This is a genomic window from Streptomyces sp. NBC_00597 (assembly GCF_041431095.1).
Taxonomy (GTDB): domain Bacteria; phylum Actinomycetota; class Actinomycetes; order Streptomycetales; family Streptomycetaceae; genus Streptomyces.
This window is the reverse complement of record NZ_CP107757.1, coordinates 3,280,674-3,297,475: the sequence shown is the minus strand read 5'-3', so window position 1 is coordinate 3,297,475 and position 16,802 is coordinate 3,280,674. Positions and strand designations below refer to the sequence as shown.

Genomic DNA, 16,802 nt, shown 5'->3' with positions numbered 1-16,802 from the left:
CATCGGCTGGACCAGCGGTGACGGCGTGGCGTCATTACGGAAGCCGCTTGATGATCCACTGACACAGTTCTCGGGTGATCGCGGTGTGCGGGGTGGTGGTCGAGGACCAGAAGAACTCGTCCACCTCGCTCTCGTTCGGGTCGAGGGTGGCGACCTTCGCGTACAGGTCCTCCTGCTTGTCGATGTCGCGGATCGCCACCGCGCTGACGGTCGGGACGAAGCAGATGGCCTCGTGCCGCAGGTCGACCTTGCCGCCCTTCGCCACCAGCTCGTCCGCCACGATCTTGTAGGAGGCGAGGGTGCCGCCCGGTGCGCCGTCCAGCTCGGGGAAGCCGCTGGTGGTGACCGGCTTCGAGGCGGGCGGGAACAGCCGCTTCAGCTCGGCGACCGTGACGTTGTTGCCGGAGGCCTGGGCGTAGAAGGTCGTGCCGGGGAAGGCGATCAGGCCGGTGCTCTTCAGCGCCATCTCGCCGGGCGGAATGCTGAGGCCCATGCCGTCGCCGGTGCCGTTGGCCACCGCGATCGTGCGCGGGATCCGCGGCCAGCCGCCCATGTGGTCCAACTCGGCCAGCAGCTCGGTGCGCAGCGGGTCGATCTCGTTCTTGCCGGTCTCGCTGTTGTAGTGGCGCCAGAGCATCTGCCGGGCCGCCGGGCTGTTCATCTGCCGTGCGAAGTCGTTTCCCTGCGGGATGAAGTGCGCGAACGCCTGCAGTCCGATCGGGATCACGGCGCCGCGGTGCGGGGTGTCGTAGGAGAAGTACAGCCCGACCTGGTGGTCCATCCGCCGCATTTCCAGCTTGGCCAGCGCGTAGCGGGTGATCAGGCCGCCCATGCTGAAGCCGCCGACGGTCAGCCGGTCGTCACCGACGCGCTCCCCGAGGGTCCGCTGGATCGCGGCCATCACGGTTTCGGCGTTCTCCTGGATCGGCGCGGTGCGCTCGTCGAACCCGACCAGGATCACGGTGCGCCCCTGCTTGCGCAGTTCGGTCAGGAACTTGTACTCCCCGCCGTCCAGGCCCTGGGCGAGCCACTGCAGATCGCTTCGGCCGAGGTTGAAGCCGTCAGCCATGATCACCGGCTTCCGGACGGAGTCGGTGCCCTCGCCGTAGTAGACCCAGGCGAAGCCGTTCGGCAGCTCCCATTCCGTGTCGCGCTGGTGCACCGGGACCTGGACGGGCGGCGGCGAACTCAGCGGTGCCGCTGCGATCAGGCTTCCGCTGATCTGTTCCGCCTGGGCGTCCTTGTCGTTCTGGGCCGAGGGCATGGGATATCTCCTTCTGATCTGCGCGCACGGCTCGGCAGTCCGGGCGGGCCGGACGCGCGGCGGTGCGGGGTGATGAGTGGTGCCGACTCATCATGTGCGCACGGAGCGTGATAGTCGATTACGCAGCGCTACGTTCGCCCGTTAGGGGGGACCTGCGGCTGTGTTTGGATCGGCGTACGGGGAACGATGTCGCGCTAAGCGGCGTCGGCCGACGGGGCGCAGCCCCGGCAGTGGCCGGGGGTGGGGGAGCGGAAGGCGCGGTCGCAGCCGTCGCAGGTACGGAGGGGATGGATCTCGCGGTCGGGCGGTACGGGGTGCGCCGCCCGTGGGGCCGGCAGCCGGGGCGGGACCAGCTCCCGCAGGCGGTGGGCGAGCAGCCCCGCAGGGGAGTGGATCGGGGTCATCGGCAAGGTGCGGGTCAGGACGGTGGCGACGGCGCTCGGGGTCAGCCCGCGCTCCAGCCATGCGGCTGCGGCGGGCGCCAGCCTCACCGTGTCGCGCTCGGACAGCACCAGCCGGGGATCGCGCAGCCGCAGCCGGGCCAGCAACTCCCGGGCCTGGAGCTCGATCTCCGGAACCGCCGGGGCCGGTTCGGGTCCGGGTCCCGGCTCAGGTTCCGGGTCGGGGTCCGGAACCTCCGTCCGGGCCGGCGCGGGTGCCGTTGCCGGGGGCTGGACAGGGCGCTCCGCCGCTTTCAGCCGCCTGGCGGGAGGGTTGTTGTACGACACCGTACGGGTGACGATCTGTCCCGAAGGCAGCCGCTCCCGGGTGCGGGAGAGGTAACCGTGGGCTTCCAGTTCCCGCAGGGCCGAAGCGATGCGGGTCTCGCCCTCGGTGAACCGCTGCGCCAGGGCCTTGATCGACACATCGGCGCCGGTGGGCAGGGACTGGATGTACGTGGACAGGCCGATCGCCGTCAGGCTCAACTCGCGGTGCTGGGCGAGGTGGTTGCCGATCTTGACGTAGCGCTCGGGCTGCCGGTCTTTCTCGTGCATGACACCGGGCCTCGGAATGCGGTACGGAGCGCGCGAGGGCGCGCTAAGCTGCTGTTCAGCCACGGGAAGGTCCTGCTTCCTCAGCGGCGAGGCCCTCGGCCGGGATTGCCGTCCCGTACGGGGGCCGTTCGCGTTTATGGGGTTGTCGAGAGACAGACTGCCCGGCGAATTGCCATATGCGCCAGCCGGGTTGGGGCGATTCACCCGTCCGAGTGAGAGGGGGAGGGGGGAGGTTAGGAGAGGTCATTTCCCCCGGTTGTTTGTCTTTAGATGTCGGGCGGTTCCGGATATTGGCCCACCGGGTCGTGGAGACCTCGATCCGGTGAAAACGGATTTCCTGATTCACGTGACTCGGCGTGGTCACCCGTGCGTAGCCTGAACGGAGTTGCAGGCCAACGGAGGTGGCAGTGAGCGCAGAGGGCGCCGATGAGTCGAGCTGGGCGCTCGACCCGGAGGACGAATCCGTGGCGGTCGTCGCGGCGGTGGGACGCCAGTTGAAAATGTGGCGGGAGGCGGCCGGAATCGACCGATCCGATTTCGCTGAACAAATGGGTTACGGGGCGGACCTGACCCGTAAGATCGAGAGTGGCACCCGCATTCCGCGTCCGGAGTTCCTGGACAAGGCGGACGAGGTTCTCGGTGCGGGCGGAAAGATCGCCGCGATGAAGGTGGATGTCGAAAAGGCCCGCTACCCCAAGAAGGTCCGGGATCTGGCCAAGTTGGAATCCGAGGCGGTGGAGATCGGGTCCTACGACAACGGCGTGGTCCCGGGCTTGCTTCAGACCGAGGAGTACATCCGTGCCCTCTACGCGGTGAGGCGCCCAGCCTACTCGGAGGACCAGACCGAACGTCTGGTCGCGGCGAGGGTGGCGCGCCAGGACATCCTCCGACGACATCCGGCCCCGTTGCTGACCGTCGTGCAGGAAGAGGCTGTCCTCCGACGGCCTGTCGGGGGCAAGATGGTGCTGCGCCGCCAACTGGAGCACCTGCTGGAGGTCGGCCAGTTGCGCAACGTTGAGATCCAGGTGATGCCCACCGCCGTCGAGGAGCATGCAGGCCTCGCCGGATCCCTCACGGTCATGCGCCTCAAGGACGGAAAGACCGTTGGGCACAACGAAGTTCAGCTGGTCAGCCGCTTGATCACTGAACCCAAAGAGGTCCAGGTCCTGGACATGCGCTATGGCATGATCCGAGCACAGGCTCTGACGCCTCGCGAATCTTTGACGTTCATCGAGAAGGTACTGGGGGAGACATGAGCATCAAGCCGTCGGCTGAGGGCCTCTCCGCACTGACGTGGGTCAAGAGCAGCTACAGCACCAACGACGGACCCAACTGCATCGAAGTGGCTTGGACCAAGAGCAGCTACAGCACCGCTGACGGGGCTGACTGCGTCGAGGTCGCCTGGACCAAGAGCAGCTACAGCACCAACGACGGACCCGAGTGCGTCGAGGTCGCCCGGATCCCCGGGACCGTCCTCGTCCGGGACTCCAAGCGTCCCGAGCACGCCCGCCTGGCCGTCACCCCGGCCGCCTGGAACGGCTTCGTCAGCTACGCGACCGCGTGAGAACACTGGGTTCGGCCGTCAAGGCGGTGTTCCGCTACCGGCGGCCCGATCCGGAGTGCTGGGAAGTCGTCGTCGCGGCCGTCTGCGACGGGACGTGCCACAGCTGGGACGCCAACAAGGCGGTGGCCCAGGCCGGCTCCGCCATCTCCGCCCATGCCGATCTGATGGCCGAGGCCCTCGACAAGCGGCTCGGGAGCGTGGAGGAACTCGCGCTCGCGCTCGCAGGGATGGGCGACGCCCGGGCGCTGCCCGCCCTGCGGCGCCTCGGGGAGGAGAACCACCTCCCGTCCGACCGCGCGCACGCCCGCACCCTGGCCGGGCTGCCCGCCGCGGAGCTGCTCCCGACGATGCGGACCGTCCTGCGGCAGGAGCCGCCGCCGTACCACGCGAGCACCTTCACGCTCGAACTCCTCGCCTCCTGGGGTCCGGCCGCCGCGCCCGCCGTGCCCGAGGTGGTCCGGTACCTGGAGACGCCGTACGCCTACGACGCCCTGCGCGTCCTCGGCCGGATCGGTCCCGCGGCGGCCGTCGCCGCGGACCGGCTGGCCGACTTCGCGACCGGTCGCGCCGGGCTCGCGGGCCGCCACCATCCGCGGCGGGCCGCCTGGGCGCACTGGAAGGTCACCGGCGACCCCGCGCTCGCCCTCGACGTGTGCGGCGCGGCCGTGGGGTCCGGGACCGGGAGCCACGGCCTGCCCTTCCTCGCGGATCTCGGCCCGTTGGCCGCCCAATACGCGGACACCGTGCGCGGCCTGATGGACTCGCCCGGCGGGTGGACCCGGGTCGCCGCGGCCCACGCGCACTGGCGGATCACCGGAGACCCGGAGCCCGCCGTGCCGGTGCTGCTGGCGGCCGTGGACCCGGACTGGACCGGGAACCCGGCCCTGCCGACCCGGGAGGCTGTGCGCCGCCTCGGGGAGATCGGCGCCCCGGCCGCCGCGGCGGCGCCCCTGCTCCGCAGGATCCTGGCCTCCGGGGAACGCCTCGGCCACCCCTTCGAGAGCCGACGGATCCTGGCCGACGAGACCTACGTCCGCACCCTCACCGAGGCCCTGGAACGGATCGGACCGAGCGCGGACGGCCCCGTACGGGCGCCCGTGCCCTCCGCCCGGCGGGGACTGCTGCGGAGATGGCGGGGGCCGCACGCAGCGCGTCCCCACTGACGGCCTCCTCAGGCCGTTTCGCCCCCGGGGGAGAGGGGGAGCAGCGGGTGACGGGCCATGGACCCCGTGGGCACCGCCCCGGACGAGCCGGCCGAGTCCCCGATCCGGCTCACGATGTCGGGCGGCCGGATCACGTACGGCAGGAAGTTCCGGCCGGCGCTAGCCGGAGGGGGCGACGGTCAGGCGTTCAGCAGGCTCTGCGGGAGGTAGGCGGAGGTGACGCCGAGCTGCCAGCCGTGGACCTGGACGGCGAGCGCCGCCACGGCGATCGTGCCGGTCGGGAGCAGGGTGCGGGGGGCCGCGTCGGGGCGGGCGCCCTCGCGGTGGTCGGTGAGGTTCCCGGCCAGGGCGCGTTCGAAGGCGGGCTGGTCGTCGTCGAGGAGCACGCGCAGCAGCCGCTGGTCCGGCGTGAGCACACCGAGGGCGTCCAGCCGGCGGGCCGCCTCCGCGCGCTCGGCGGCGTCGGGCTCGCACAGGGTCGCGTCCGGCCAGTCCCGCGGCAGGTGCCCGGCCGCCGGGGTGAGGTAGAGGCACAGCGCGTCCATCTCGGCGAGTTCGGCCGGGTCGGAGTGCGAGTCGAGCGGCGAGTAGGGCACGCCGTCGTGGAGGGCGGGCGCGAAGTCACTCCGCAGCAGCAGCCCGATCACCCGGTCCCGCTCCCGCACCGCCCCGCTGACCACGCACAGCGCGAACGCGTCCAGCCAGGTCCGGGCGGTGGGCGCCTGGTCGACGGCGTCACCGAAGGAGATGTCCATGCTGCTGAGCTCCTCGTCGAGCAGCGGGAGGGGCACCTCGAAGTCGCCGTCGGGGAAGCAACCGAGGGAGAGTTCCCCGAGCGCGCATTCGGCGGCCGTCCGCAGCGCACGGCGTACGACGGCTCCGCTCAGCTCGGGGTCCGTCAGCGTCTGCGCGCCGACGTGGTCGAGGAGGTCGTCGCGGGTCTCGTGGAGCCCCTTCAGGGACAGCCTCCCCCCGTACCGCAGCCCGTGCCAGTGGTCGTAGGTCCGTCCGGTGACGTCCGCCAGTGCCTGGGACGTCCGGTGCTCGCTGACCTCGTGCCGCTTCACGTCCTGCACGCCGACTCCTTGATCGTTTCACCTTGCGACGCGCACGCTAGCAACGCCCGCTGACAACGGGCGGACGGGGCACGCGGGGGCACCGGCTGCGCACGGTGGGTGGCCGGTCGATCACGGCTGCGGGCCCCTCGGGACGACCCGCGGCCCGGGTCAGCGGCCGGCGCGGAAGCGGTTCAGGAGGGCGGCCGTCGCCGGGTGGGGGTCCGTGGTCTCCGGGTGACGGGGCAGGCGGTGGGGGAGCGAGCCGTACCAGGCGCGGGAGACGGTGTAACCGAACGCGAGGCAGAGCATGCCGCCCGCCGCGTCCAGCCAGAAGTGGTTGGCGGTGGCCACGATCACCACGAGCGTGGCCGCCGGATAGAGCAGGCCCAGGATCCGGGCCCAGGGGGCGGAGGCGACCGCGAAGATCGTCAGCCCGCACCAGAGCGACCACCCTATGTGCATGGAGGGCATGGCGGCGTACTGGTTCGACATGTGCTTGAGGTTGCCGGAGGCCATGGAGCCCCAGGTGTGGTGGACCAGCACGGTGTCGACGAAGTGCCCCCCGTTCATCAGCCTCGGCGGCGCGAGCGGGTAGAAGAAGTAGCCGAGCAGGGCCACGCCCGTGGTGGCGAAGAGGATCATGCGGGTGGCCGCGTACCGCCCCGGATGGAAGCGGTAGATCCACACCAGGACGCCGATGGTCACGATGAAGTGGAGCGTGGCGTAGTAGTAGTTCATGCCGACGATGAGCCACGTCACCGAGTTGACGGCGTGGTTGACCGACTGCTCCACGGCGATGCCGAGGGTGCGTTCGAGGTCCCACAGCCAGTCGGCGTTCGCGAGGGCGACCGCCTTCTGCTCGGGAACCGCGTTGCGGATGAGCGAGTACGTCCAGTAGCTGACCCCGATGAGCAAGACCTCGAACCAGATCCGCGGCCGGCGCGGGGCGCGCAGCCGGGGCAGGAGCGCGCGCTGATCTCCCGGACGGGTCTCACTCTCGGTCACGGGGGGTGACGAGACTTCCGTTCGGGTTTCCAGTGTCTTCACGCTCGCTTCACCCATGGGGAAAGAGTCTGCCAGATGCACTCTCGCCTTCGATCATCCCTCCGGAGGGTCTACGGCGCAGCCCCTCACCCTCGGGGACGAGACGTTCCCCTACTGCCCCTGCCTCCGGCCGGGAGGTGCCCCCAGCTGCGGGCCGGAGGCGGTGGAGCCGCGGACCACCAGTTCGGGCAGGAACACGAACTCGCTGTGGGGGGCCGGGGTACCCCCGATCTCCTCCAGGAGCGTGCGGACGGCCGCCTGCCCCATGGCCTGCACGGGCTGCCGGATGGTGGTCAGCGGCGGATCGGTGAACGCTATGAGGGGGGAGTCGTCGAAGCCGACGACCGAGACGTCCTGCGGCACCCGCAGCCCCTGCTGCCGGGCCGCCCGGATCGCGCCGAGCGCCATCATGTCGCTGGCGCAGACGACGGCCGTGCAGCCGCGGGCGATGAGCGCGGACGCGGCGGCCTGCCCGCCCTCCAGGGTGTACAGCGAGTGCTGGATGAGCTCCTCGACCTCGGCCTCGTCCAGGCCGAGCCGTTCCTTCATCCCGAGCCGGAAGCCCTCGATCTTGCGCAGGACGGGCACGAAGCGCTTGGGGCCCACCGCGAGCCCGATCCGGGTGTGCCCGAGCGCGGTCAGGTGGGTCACGGCGAGCTGCATCGCGGCGCGGTCGTCGGGGGAGACGAAGGGAGCCTGCACCTTGTCGGAGAACCCGTTGATCAGGACGTACGGAACCCCTTGCCCGCGGAGTTGGTCGTAGCGGCCCATGTCGGCGGTCGTGTCGGCGTGCAGCCCGGAGACGAAGATGATGCCGGAGACCCCGCGGTCGACCAGCATCTCGGTGAGCTCGTCCTCGGTGGACCCACCGGGCGTCTGCGTGGCCAGTACCGGGGTGTACCCCTGCCGGGTCAGAGCCTGGCCGATGACCTGGGCGAGCGCCGGGAAGATGGGGTTGTCCAGTTCCGGGGTTATCAGGCCGACGAGGCCGGCGCTGCGCTGGCGCAGCTTGACGGGACGCTCGTAGCCGAGGACGTCCAACGCGGCCAGCACGGACTCTCGGGTGCCTGCGGCCACACCGGGCTTGCCGTTGAGCACGCGGCTGACTGTGGCTTCGCTGACCCCCGCCTGGGCTGCGATGTCGGCTAGCCGTGCGGTCACGGGATTGGACTGTACCGGCTCCCCCCTCACAACGCCCACCACGTGCACGAATCCGAGGGAAGCAGCACGGTCCGGCCGTCCGTCTCCACCGGCGCGCTGGAAAGTACGGGCCGCCCCGGTGAGGGAAGTTCGAGGGGATCGGAGCGGCTGTTGAGGGTGCAGGCGAAGCCGGGCCGGGTGAACAGCAGGACGCCGTCGGGCGCGGGCAGCCAGGTCAGCGGGCCGGCATCGGGGGAGCCCAGGCCGGGTAGCGCGCGGCGCAGCTCCAGCGCGGCCCGGTACAGCTCCAGGGTGGAATGCGGGTCGCCGGTCTGGGCGGCGACGCTGAGCGGAGCCCAGTCGGCGGGTTGCGGGAGCCAGCTGCCGGCCGGCCCGAAACCGTACGGGGGCTCCTCGCCGGACCAGGGCAGCGGGATCCGGCAGCCGTCGCGCAGTCCGTCCTGCCCGGCGGAGCGGACGAAGGACGGGTCCTGGCGGACCTCGTCGGGCAGGTCGACGACCTCGGGCAGGCCGAGCTCCTCGCCCTGGTAGACGTACGCGGACCCGGGCAGCGCCAGCATCAGCAGCGCGGCGGCCCGCGCCCGGGCCAGGCCCTGCGCCCCGCCCCCGTACCGCGTCACGTGCCGTACGACGTCGTGGTTGGACAGCACCCAGGTCGTCGGGGCGCCGACGGAGGCGGTGGCGGCCAGGGACTCGTCGATGACGGTCCGCATCGCGCGGGTGTCCCAGGGACAGTTCAGGAAGCGGAAATTGAAGGCCTGGTGCAGCTCGTCGGGCCGGACGTACAGGGCGAGCCGCTCGGAGGTCGGCGCCCACGCCTCCGCGACGCCGATGCGCGGGCCCTCGTAGGAGTCGAGCAGCCGCCGCCAGGAGCGGTGGATCTCGTGCACGCCGTCCTGGTCGAAGAAGGGGAGCGGTTCGGTGCCGATCAAGGTGGCCTGGGCGCCGCGGCCGATGTCGGGCATGCCGGGGGCCTTGACCATGCCGTGGGCGACGTCGACGCGGAACCCGTCGACGCCCAGGTCGAGCCAGAAGCGCAGGACGGAGGCGAACTCCTCCGCGATCTCGGGGTGCTCCCAGTTCAGGTCGGGCTGCGCGGGCGCGAACAGGTGTAGGTACCACGCACCGTCCGGGGTCCGGGTCCAGGCGGGGCCGCCGAAGACGGACTCCCAGTCGTTGGGCGGCAGCTCGCCGGCGGCTCCTCGGCCGGGGCGGAAGTGGTACCGGTCCCGGGCGGCGTGGCCGGCGGGGGCGGCGAGGGCCTCCCGGAACCAGGCGTGCCGGTCGGAGGTGTGGTTGGGCACGACGTCGACGATGACCCGCAGGCCGAGCGCGTGGGCGCCCCGGACGAGCTCGTCCGCGTCGGAGAGGTCCCCGAAGAGCGGGTCGACCGCCCGGTAGTCGGCGACGTCGTAGCCGCCGTCGGCCTGCGGGGAGAGGTAGAAGGGGGTGAGCCAGACGGCGTCGACCCCGAGCCGGGCCAGATGGGGCAGGCGCGCGCGCACCCCGCGGAGGTCACCGATGCCGTCGCCGTCGCTGTCCGCGAAGGAGCGGACGTACACCTGGTAGATGACGGCATCGCGCCACCAGCCGCCGCTTGCGGTGGCCTTGCTGGAAGCGCTTGCAAGCCGGGACGCGGTCAGCTCATGGGTCATACCGGTCCCAACGCGGGTACATGCCCCCTGGTTGCGGGCCTGACGACCCGAAGGAAGTTCGAACAACCAGCAAGTAGTGGCAACCTTCAGGACACACGGATGTAACGATCGGCCTCGCTTGCAGAAAATTGCCGCAAGCTCTTTCGGTCGGCTTTCAGGCTTGTTACGTTCCCTGCAACTCGGGACCGCGAGGGCGCGGCCGGGATCATCGAAGGAGTTCATATGCGGCGTGGCATAGCGGCCACCGCGCTGGTCGCGACCCTGGCGCTCGCGGCGACGGCTTGCGGCGGTGACACCAAGGGTGACAGTGGCGAGACCAAGGCCGGCGGGGAGCTTTCCGGCACGGTCACGTGGTGGGACACCTCGAACGACGCCGAGAAGGCCAGCTTCCAGAAGATCGCCGAGGCGTTCACCGCGAAGCACCCGAAGGTCACCGTCAAGTACGTCAACGTCCCGTACGGCGACGCGCAGAACAAGGTCAAGAACGCCTTCAGCAGCGGTTCCGAAGCCCCTGACGTGATCCGCGCCGACGTCGGCTGGGTCGCCGACTTCGCCTCGCTCGGCTACCTCGACGAGGTTCCGGCCGAGACGGCCAAGAAGGTCGACGCCGAGTTCCTGCCCCAGGCCGCGGCCAGCGGCAAGTTCGAGGGCAAGACCTACGCCGTCCCGCAGGTCATCGACACCCTCGGCCTCTTCTACAACAAGAAGATGCTCGCGGACGCCGGCGTCCAGCCCCCCAAGTCCCTGGAGGAGCTGAAGACCGCCGCCGCCGCGATCAAGGCGAAGACCGGCAAGGCCGGCCTCTACCTGCGCGGCGACGACTCGTACTGGTTCCTGCCCTTCATCTACGGCGAGGGCGGCGACCTGGTCGACGCGAAGAACAAGACGGTCACCGTCGACAACCCCGCCGGCGTCAAGGCGTTCAAGACCGCCCGTGACCTGGTCTCCTCCGGCGCGGCGATCACCAACGCCACCGACGGCTACGTCAACATGCAGACCGCCTTCAAGACCGGCGAAGCCGCGATGATGATCAACGGTCCGTGGGCCGTCGCCGACACCTACGCCGGCGACCAGTTCAAGGACAAGGCCAACCTCGGCGTCGCCGCCGTCCCGGCCGGCTCCGTCAAGGCCGGCGCCCCGCAGGGCGGCCACGACCTCGCCGTCTACGCCGGCTCCAAGAACCGCGCCGCCGCGCACGCCTTCGTCGAGTACATGACCTCGCAGGACGTGCAGGTGCAGTCCACCAAGGACCTCAGCCTGCTCCCGACCCGGACCGCCGCGTACGAGCAGCCGGACGTCAAGTCCAGCGAGATGGTCCAGTTCTTCAAGCCGGCCGTGGACAAGGCCGTCGAGCGCGCCTGGATCCCGGAGAACGGCTCCCTCTTCGAGCCGCTGAAGGTCGAATACACCAAGGCGGTCACCGGGGCGTCGAGCCCGGAGGACGCGGCCAAGGCGGCCGGCGTCGAGTTCCGCAAGATCCTCAAGGGCTGGAAGTAACAAGACGATGGCTGCTGACACCAGCCAGTCGGTGGTGAAGGCCGCGGGCAGCGACGGAGAAGACACCGTCGCCGCCCGCGGCCGGAGCCGCAGGACTGACAGCAAGGCCCCCGGCAGGACCAGGGGCGGACTGAGGCGTGCCCTCGCCACCCACTGGTACGCCTGGGCCATGGTCGCCCCGGTGGTGCTCGTCCTCGCCGTCATCATCGGCTGGCCGCTCTTCCGCGGCGTCTACCTGTCGATGACCGACGCCAACGAGCGCAATGTCGCCCGTACCATCGGCGCCAACCACATCGAGGCCACGTACAAGTTCGTCGGCCTCGACAACTACGCGGACGTCCTGGCCGACCCGGTGTTCCTGCAGCGGCTGGTGTGGACCGTCGCCTGGACCGTCCTGTGCGTGTCGATCACCTTCACGCTCGGACTGGCCCTGGCCAACATGCTCAACCGGGACTTCCGGGGCCGCGCCGCCTACCGGATGGCGCTCATCCTGCCCTGGGCCGTCCCCGGCTTCGTGTCCGTCTTCGCCTGGCGGTTCCTCTTCAACCGCGACAGCGGCATCCTCAACAAGATCCTCGACGGCGGCGGCATCTCCGCCGTCCCGTGGCTCGACGACCCGACCTGGGCGAAGTTCTCGGTCGTCGCCGTCAACGTCTGGCTCGGCGTCCCCTTCATGATGGTGGCCCTGCTCGGCGGACTGCAGTCCATCCCGGCAGAGCTCTACGAAGCCGCCGAGATGGACGGTGCCACGGCCTGGCAGCGGTTCCGGCACATCACCCTGCCCGGACTGCGCACGGTGAGCATGACCGTGATCCTGCTCTCCACCATCTGGACCTTCAACATGTTCCCGGTGATCTTCCTGCTGACGCGGGGCGGACCGGGCGACTCCACCGAGATCCTGGTGACCCAGGCCTTCCGCGAGGCCTTCGTGGCCAGTCCGCGCGACTTCGCGGGCTCCGCCACCTGGGGCGTGCTGATCCTCGCCCTACTCATGATCTTCGCGCTGGTCTACCGGCGCTCGCTGCGCAAGCAGGGAGAGGTGTGGTGACCATGACGACCTCGCGTACCCCGGATGCCCCGGGCACCTCGCGCACCCCGCGCGTCAGGGGGCAGCGCTCGGCGCTCGCCTCCACCGGCCTGCACGCCACCCTGATCGTCGCGTCCGTGATCGCCGTCTTCCCGGTGCTGTGGGTCCTGCTGACCTCCATCAAGCCCGCGAAGCACGCGATCTCCACGGACTTCGTGAAGGAACCGACCTTCGACAACTACCGGTACCTGCTGGAGTCGACCTCGTTCCTCAGCTGGTTCGGCAACTCCGTGCTCGTGGCCGGCATCACCACCGTCCTCGGTGTGTTCATCGCCGCCACCACCGGCTACGCCGTCAGCCGGTTCAAGTTCCCCGGCATGAAGCCGCTGATGTGGACCCTGCTCATCACGCAGATGTTCCCCATGGCCATCCTCATCGTCCCGCTCTACAACCTCATGGGACAGCTCGGACTGCTCAACCAGCCGCTCGGCCTGATCATCACGTACCTCACCATCGCCGTGCCGTTCTGCGCCTGGATGATGAAGGGCTTCTTCGACACGATCCCGATCGAGATCGACGAATCCGGACGCGTCGACGGGCTCAACCCCTTCGGCACCTTCTGGCGCCTCATCCTCCCGCTGGCCAAGCCCGGCCTCGCCGTCACCGGCTTCTACTCCTTCATCACCGCGTGGGGCGAAGTCGCCTACGCCTCCGCCTTCATGGTCGGGGACGAGCACCTCACCCTCGCCGGAGGCCTGCAGACCTTCGTCACGCAGTACACCTCCAACTGGGGTGCGATGAGTGCCGCTTCCGTCCTCATCGCCATCCCCGCGGCCATCTTCTTCCTCTTCGCCCAGCGTCACCTCGTCGCCGGGATGACGGCGGGCGCGACCAAGGGCTGACCCCCTCGCGACCACGGGCTGACCACCCGGCGCCCGCCCCCACACACCCCCGGCCCGATCTCTTCAAGGACGACATGACCCAGCACCTCGCCGAAACGCTCCCCACCCCGGCCGGCAGCACCCTGCCCGGTTGGTGGAGAGAAGCGGTGATCTACCAGGTCTATCCGCGCAGCTTCGCCGACTCCAACGGGGACGGCATGGGGGACCTCGAAGGCATCCGCAGCCGACTGCCCTACCTCAAGGAGCTGGGCGTCGACGCCGTCTGGCTCAGCCCCTTCTACGCCTCCCCGCAGGCCGACGCCGGCTACGACGTCGCCGACTACCGGGCCATCGACCCCATGTTCGGCACCCTGCACGACGCCGACGCCGTCATTCGTGAAGCGCACCGGCTGGACCTGCGCATCATCGTGGACCTCGTCCCCAACCACTGCTCCGACCAGCACGAATGGTTCAAGCAGGCACTGCGGGAAGGCCCCGGCACCCCGCTGCGCGAGCGCTTCCACTTCCGCCCGGGCCGCGGCGCGGACGGCTCCGAGCCCCCGAACGACTGGGAGTCGATCTTCGGCGGGCCGGCGTGGACGCGGGTGGCCGACGGCGAGTGGTACCTGCACCTGTTCGCTCCCGAGCAGCCCGACTTCAACTGGGAGCACCCTGCCGTCCAGGACGAGTTCCGGTCGGTCCTGCGGTTCTGGCTGGACCTGGGCGTCGACGGCTTCCGCATCGACGTCGCCCACGGCCTCGTCAAGGCCCCCGGCCTGCCCGACCTCGGCCGCGACGAACAGCTCAAGCTGCTCGGCAACCAGGTGCTGCCCTTCTTCGACCAGGACGGAGTGCACGAGATCTACCGCTCCTGGCGGACCGTCCTCGACGAGTACGCCGGCGACCGCATCGGCGTCGCCGAGGCCTGGACCCCGAGCGCCGACCGCACCGCGCTCTACCTGCGCTCCGACGAACTGCACCAGGCCTTCAACTTCCACTACCTGACCACCGGTTGGGACGCGGCCGCGCTGCGCGGCGCCATCGACGAATCGCTCGACGCGATGCGGCCGGTCGGCGCCCCGACGACCTGGGTGCTGTCCAACCACGACGTCGTACGGCACGTGACGCGGTACGGGGGCGGGGCGCAGGGCCTGGCCCGGGCGCGGGCCGCCGCGCTGCTGATGCTGGCGCTGCCCGGGTCCGCGTACGTCTACCAGGGCGAGGAGCTCGGCCTGCCCGAGGTCGTCGACCTGCCCGACGAGGTCCGCCAGGACCCGTCCTTCTTCAAGGAGAACGGCCAGGACGGACTGCGCGACGGCTGCCGCGTACCGATCCCGTGGTCCGGCGACCAGGCCCCGTACGGCTTCGGCGACGGCGGCAGCTGGCTGCCGCAGCCCGCCGAATGGGCCGGCCTGAGCGTGGCCGCCCAGACCGGCGACCCCGCCTCCACCCTGGAGCTGTACCGGGCGGCGCTGCGGATCCGCCGCGAGCGGGCCGACCTGGGCGCGGGCGACGCAGTGCAGTGGCTGGAGGCGCCGGAGGGCGTCCTGGCCTTCCGCCGCGGCGAGTTCGTCTGCACCGTCAACACGACGGGCGAGCCGGTACGGATGCCGGCCCGGGGCACCGCCGTCCTGCTCGCCAGCGCCGAGCTGGCCGACCCGGGCACGCTGCCCGCCGACACGGCGGTGTGGTGGCAGGTGTGACCTCCCCCCTCCGGCTGACGGACATCGCCGCGCAGGCCGAGGTCAGCGAGGCGACGGTCAGCCGTGTGCTCAACGGCAAGGCGGGCGTGGCGGCCGGCACCCGGCACAAGGTGCTGGCCGCCATGGACCTGCTCGGCTACGAGCGGCCCGTGCGGCTGCGCCGCCGCAGCAACGGGCTGGTGGGACTCCTCATCCCGGAGCTCACCAACCCCATCTTTCCCGCGTTCGCACAGGTCATAGAGCAGGCACTGGCCGGCCACGGGTACACACCGGTGCTGTGCACCCAAACACCGGGCGGAGCCACCGAGGACGAACTGGTCGAGCAGCTGGAGGAACGCGGGGTCACCGGGATCGTCTTCCTGTCCGGCCTGCACTCCGACTCGACCCTGGACCCCTCCCGCTACCAGCGGCTGTCCTCCCGCGGTGTCCCCTTCGTCCTCATCAACGGGTTCAACGAACACGTCAACGCCCCGTTCATCTCCCCGGACGACCGGGCGGCCGCCGACATGGCCGTCCGTCACCTTGAGGACCTCGGACACCGTCGGATCGGCCTGGCCATCGGGCCGACCCGGTACGTGCCGTCGGCCCGCAAGGAGCAGGGGTTCAAGGCCGCGCTGCCGGGGGCCGAGGAGGAGGGGCTGATCCAGCGCACGCTGTTCACGGTGGAAGGCGGCCACGCCGCGGGCGGCGCCCTGCTGGACCGCGGCTGCACCGGCATCGTGTGCGGCAGCGACCCGATGGCACTCGGCGTGATCCGCGCGGCCCGCGAACGGGGGCTGCGGGTACCCGAGGACGTATCGGTGGTCGGCTTCGACGACTCGCCGCTGATCGCGTTCACGGACCCGCCGCTGACGACGGTCCGCCAGCCGGTCCGCGCCATGGCGACCGCCGCGGTCGGAGCCCTCCTGGAAGCGGTCGGCGGCACCCCCGTCCAGCGCACGGAATACGTGTTCCAACCGGAACTGGTGGTCCGGGGCTCGACGGGACAGGGGCCGGGCGAGTAGAGCGGCCGGGGGAGCAGGGCGGGCGGGGCCGGCGCCGGGCGGCCCCGTCGGCGTAGCCGCGCTGCCCTGCGGGTACCGGGTTCCGTTGCCGCCGCTGTCCGTCTCGTTTTCGGACGTCGCGCCCCACCGCAGAAGGTCTTGGCCGCGAGCGCGGGGCCGGCACCGGGCAGCCGAGCCCTTCCGGGGGGAGTGCGGGGCGCAGGACCTTTCGGGAAGCCGAGCCCGTCTCGGACGGGCTCGGGCGGCTTCGGGCAAGCGGTGTCGGTGGAGTGTCCGGGGGCGTCCGGGCAGTCCACCGTCCTTCCGTGCCGTGCCGTGCCGTGCCGGCCCGTCAAGGGCGCTCTCTTCGTTCGCGTCGCTTCGCGACGGCCTTCGGCCACCCTTGACCGCCCGTCCCGTCCCGGAATGCCAAAGACCGTCGGGAACCCCCGAAGGAACGGCCGGGAGGTTCACGTCCAGGGGCGGACCCATCAGAGATCCCGGCCGGCGGCTCCGTCATCCGGAGCCGGGCTGCCGGCGCCCCCGAGCCCGGCCCGGATGCGGCGCAGGGAGGGGAACGGCTCCGTCAGGGGTCCGGCGCCAGCAGTCCCGGGTCGGGGGCGGGGCCAAGCCGGAGCAGCGCAGCGCGCAGGTGCGCGCACGGCTCCGGTCGGCCTCCAGGCGCGACAGATCGCTACGCGCTTCGCCCGGCACGGCGTCCGACGGCGGTCTCGGGCTGGCGGCCCGATGAGGCGAGCCGGGCGAGGACGTAGATCGAGAACTTCCGACGCACCTCGCCGTCGCCTC

The 16,802-nt window shown here is 70.9% G+C and carries 14 protein-coding genes; 8 read left to right on the top strand and 6 right to left on the bottom strand.

Going from position 1 to position 16,802, the window contains the following annotated elements; translation table 11 throughout:
• Positions 1–34: 34 nt before the first annotated feature.
• Both OG974_RS14655 and OG974_RS14650 read right to left on the bottom strand, forming a co-directional pair.
• The gene (locus OG974_RS14655; RefSeq protein WP_328762541.1) at positions 35–1,264 is read right to left on the bottom strand and encodes a hypothetical protein; all 1,230 of its coding nucleotides are present in this window, start codon (positions 1,262–1,264) and stop codon (positions 35–37) included.
• A 194-nt stretch (positions 1,265–1,458) separates the two neighbouring features.
• Positions 1,459–2,259 (bottom strand): helix-turn-helix domain-containing protein, encoded by an 801-nt coding sequence (locus OG974_RS14650; RefSeq protein ID WP_328762539.1) that lies wholly within the window; start codon positions 2,257–2,259, stop codon positions 1,459–1,461.
• A 407-nt stretch (positions 2,260–2,666) separates the two neighbouring features.
• Between OG974_RS14650 and OG974_RS14645 the strand changes: the two genes are divergently transcribed.
• From OG974_RS14645 to OG974_RS14635, 3 genes are read left to right on the top strand one after another with little or no spacing between them, the layout of a single operon-like run.
• The gene (locus tag OG974_RS14645) at positions 2,667–3,515 is read left to right on the top strand and encodes a helix-turn-helix domain-containing protein (protein ID WP_371643368.1); all 849 of its coding nucleotides are present in this window, start codon (positions 2,667–2,669) and stop codon (positions 3,513–3,515) included.
• On the top strand, positions 3,512–3,823 hold the full coding sequence (locus OG974_RS14640) for a DUF397 domain-containing protein (protein WP_327283133.1): 312 nt from the start codon (positions 3,512–3,514) through the stop codon (positions 3,821–3,823). The genes OG974_RS14645 and OG974_RS14640 overlap by 4 nt, the downstream gene beginning before the upstream one ends.
• Complete coding sequence (locus OG974_RS14635; protein ID WP_327283132.1) at positions 3,820–4,986, top strand: hypothetical protein; 1,167 nt, start codon at positions 3,820–3,822, stop codon at positions 4,984–4,986. The genes OG974_RS14640 and OG974_RS14635 overlap by 4 nt, the downstream gene beginning before the upstream one ends.
• A gap of 179 nt (positions 4,987–5,165) precedes the next feature.
• Here the strand turns inward: OG974_RS14635 and OG974_RS14630 are convergent, their stop codons facing one another.
• The 4 genes from OG974_RS14630 to OG974_RS14615 all read right to left on the bottom strand — a co-directional run bounded on the left by OG974_RS14630 (position 5,166) and on the right by OG974_RS14615 (position 9,904).
• On the bottom strand, positions 5,166–6,062 hold the full coding sequence (locus OG974_RS14630; RefSeq protein ID WP_329313377.1) for an immunity 49 family protein: 897 nt from the start codon (positions 6,060–6,062) through the stop codon (positions 5,166–5,168).
• Positions 6,063–6,212: 150 nt separating this feature from the next.
• On the bottom strand, positions 6,213–7,106 hold the full coding sequence (locus OG974_RS14625) for a phosphatase PAP2 family protein (protein WP_327283130.1): 894 nt from the start codon (positions 7,104–7,106) through the stop codon (positions 6,213–6,215).
• 93 nt (positions 7,107–7,199) lie between these two features.
• Positions 7,200–8,249 (bottom strand): LacI family DNA-binding transcriptional regulator, encoded by a 1,050-nt coding sequence (locus OG974_RS14620; RefSeq protein WP_327283129.1) that lies wholly within the window; start codon positions 8,247–8,249, stop codon positions 7,200–7,202.
• A 26-nt stretch (positions 8,250–8,275) separates the two neighbouring features.
• A complete protein-coding gene (locus tag OG974_RS14615) occupies positions 8,276–9,904 on the bottom strand; it encodes an alpha-amylase family glycosyl hydrolase (protein ID WP_371643365.1) in 1,629 nt (542 codons plus the stop codon).
• A gap of 222 nt (positions 9,905–10,126) precedes the next feature.
• On the opposite strand from OG974_RS14615, the gene OG974_RS14610 reads away from it, so the two are divergent.
• The 5 genes from OG974_RS14610 to OG974_RS14590 all read left to right on the top strand — a co-directional run bounded on the left by OG974_RS14610 (position 10,127) and on the right by OG974_RS14590 (position 16,016).
• The gene (locus tag OG974_RS14610) at positions 10,127–11,401 is read left to right on the top strand and encodes an extracellular solute-binding protein (RefSeq protein WP_328762531.1); all 1,275 of its coding nucleotides are present in this window, start codon (positions 10,127–10,129) and stop codon (positions 11,399–11,401) included.
• 7 nt (positions 11,402–11,408) lie between these two features.
• Positions 11,409–12,449 carry a sugar ABC transporter permease gene (locus OG974_RS14605; RefSeq protein WP_327283126.1) on the top strand — a complete coding sequence of 347 codons (1,041 nt, stop codon included), beginning with the start codon at positions 11,409–11,411 and terminating at the stop codon, positions 12,447–12,449.
• A 2-nt stretch (positions 12,450–12,451) separates the two neighbouring features.
• Positions 12,452–13,330 (top strand): carbohydrate ABC transporter permease, encoded by an 879-nt coding sequence (locus OG974_RS14600; protein ID WP_327283125.1) that lies wholly within the window; start codon positions 12,452–12,454, stop codon positions 13,328–13,330.
• Positions 13,331–13,404: 74 nt separating this feature from the next.
• Positions 13,405–15,012, top strand: a complete 1,608-nt coding sequence (locus tag OG974_RS14595) for a glycoside hydrolase family 13 protein (protein ID WP_327283124.1) — start codon at positions 13,405–13,407, stop codon at positions 15,010–15,012.
• Positions 15,000–16,016, top strand: coding sequence for a LacI family DNA-binding transcriptional regulator (locus OG974_RS14590; RefSeq protein WP_327283123.1), 1,017 nt, complete (start codon positions 15,000–15,002; stop codon positions 16,014–16,016). The genes OG974_RS14595 and OG974_RS14590 overlap by 13 nt, the downstream gene beginning before the upstream one ends.
• Positions 16,017–16,802 lie beyond the last annotated feature (786 nt).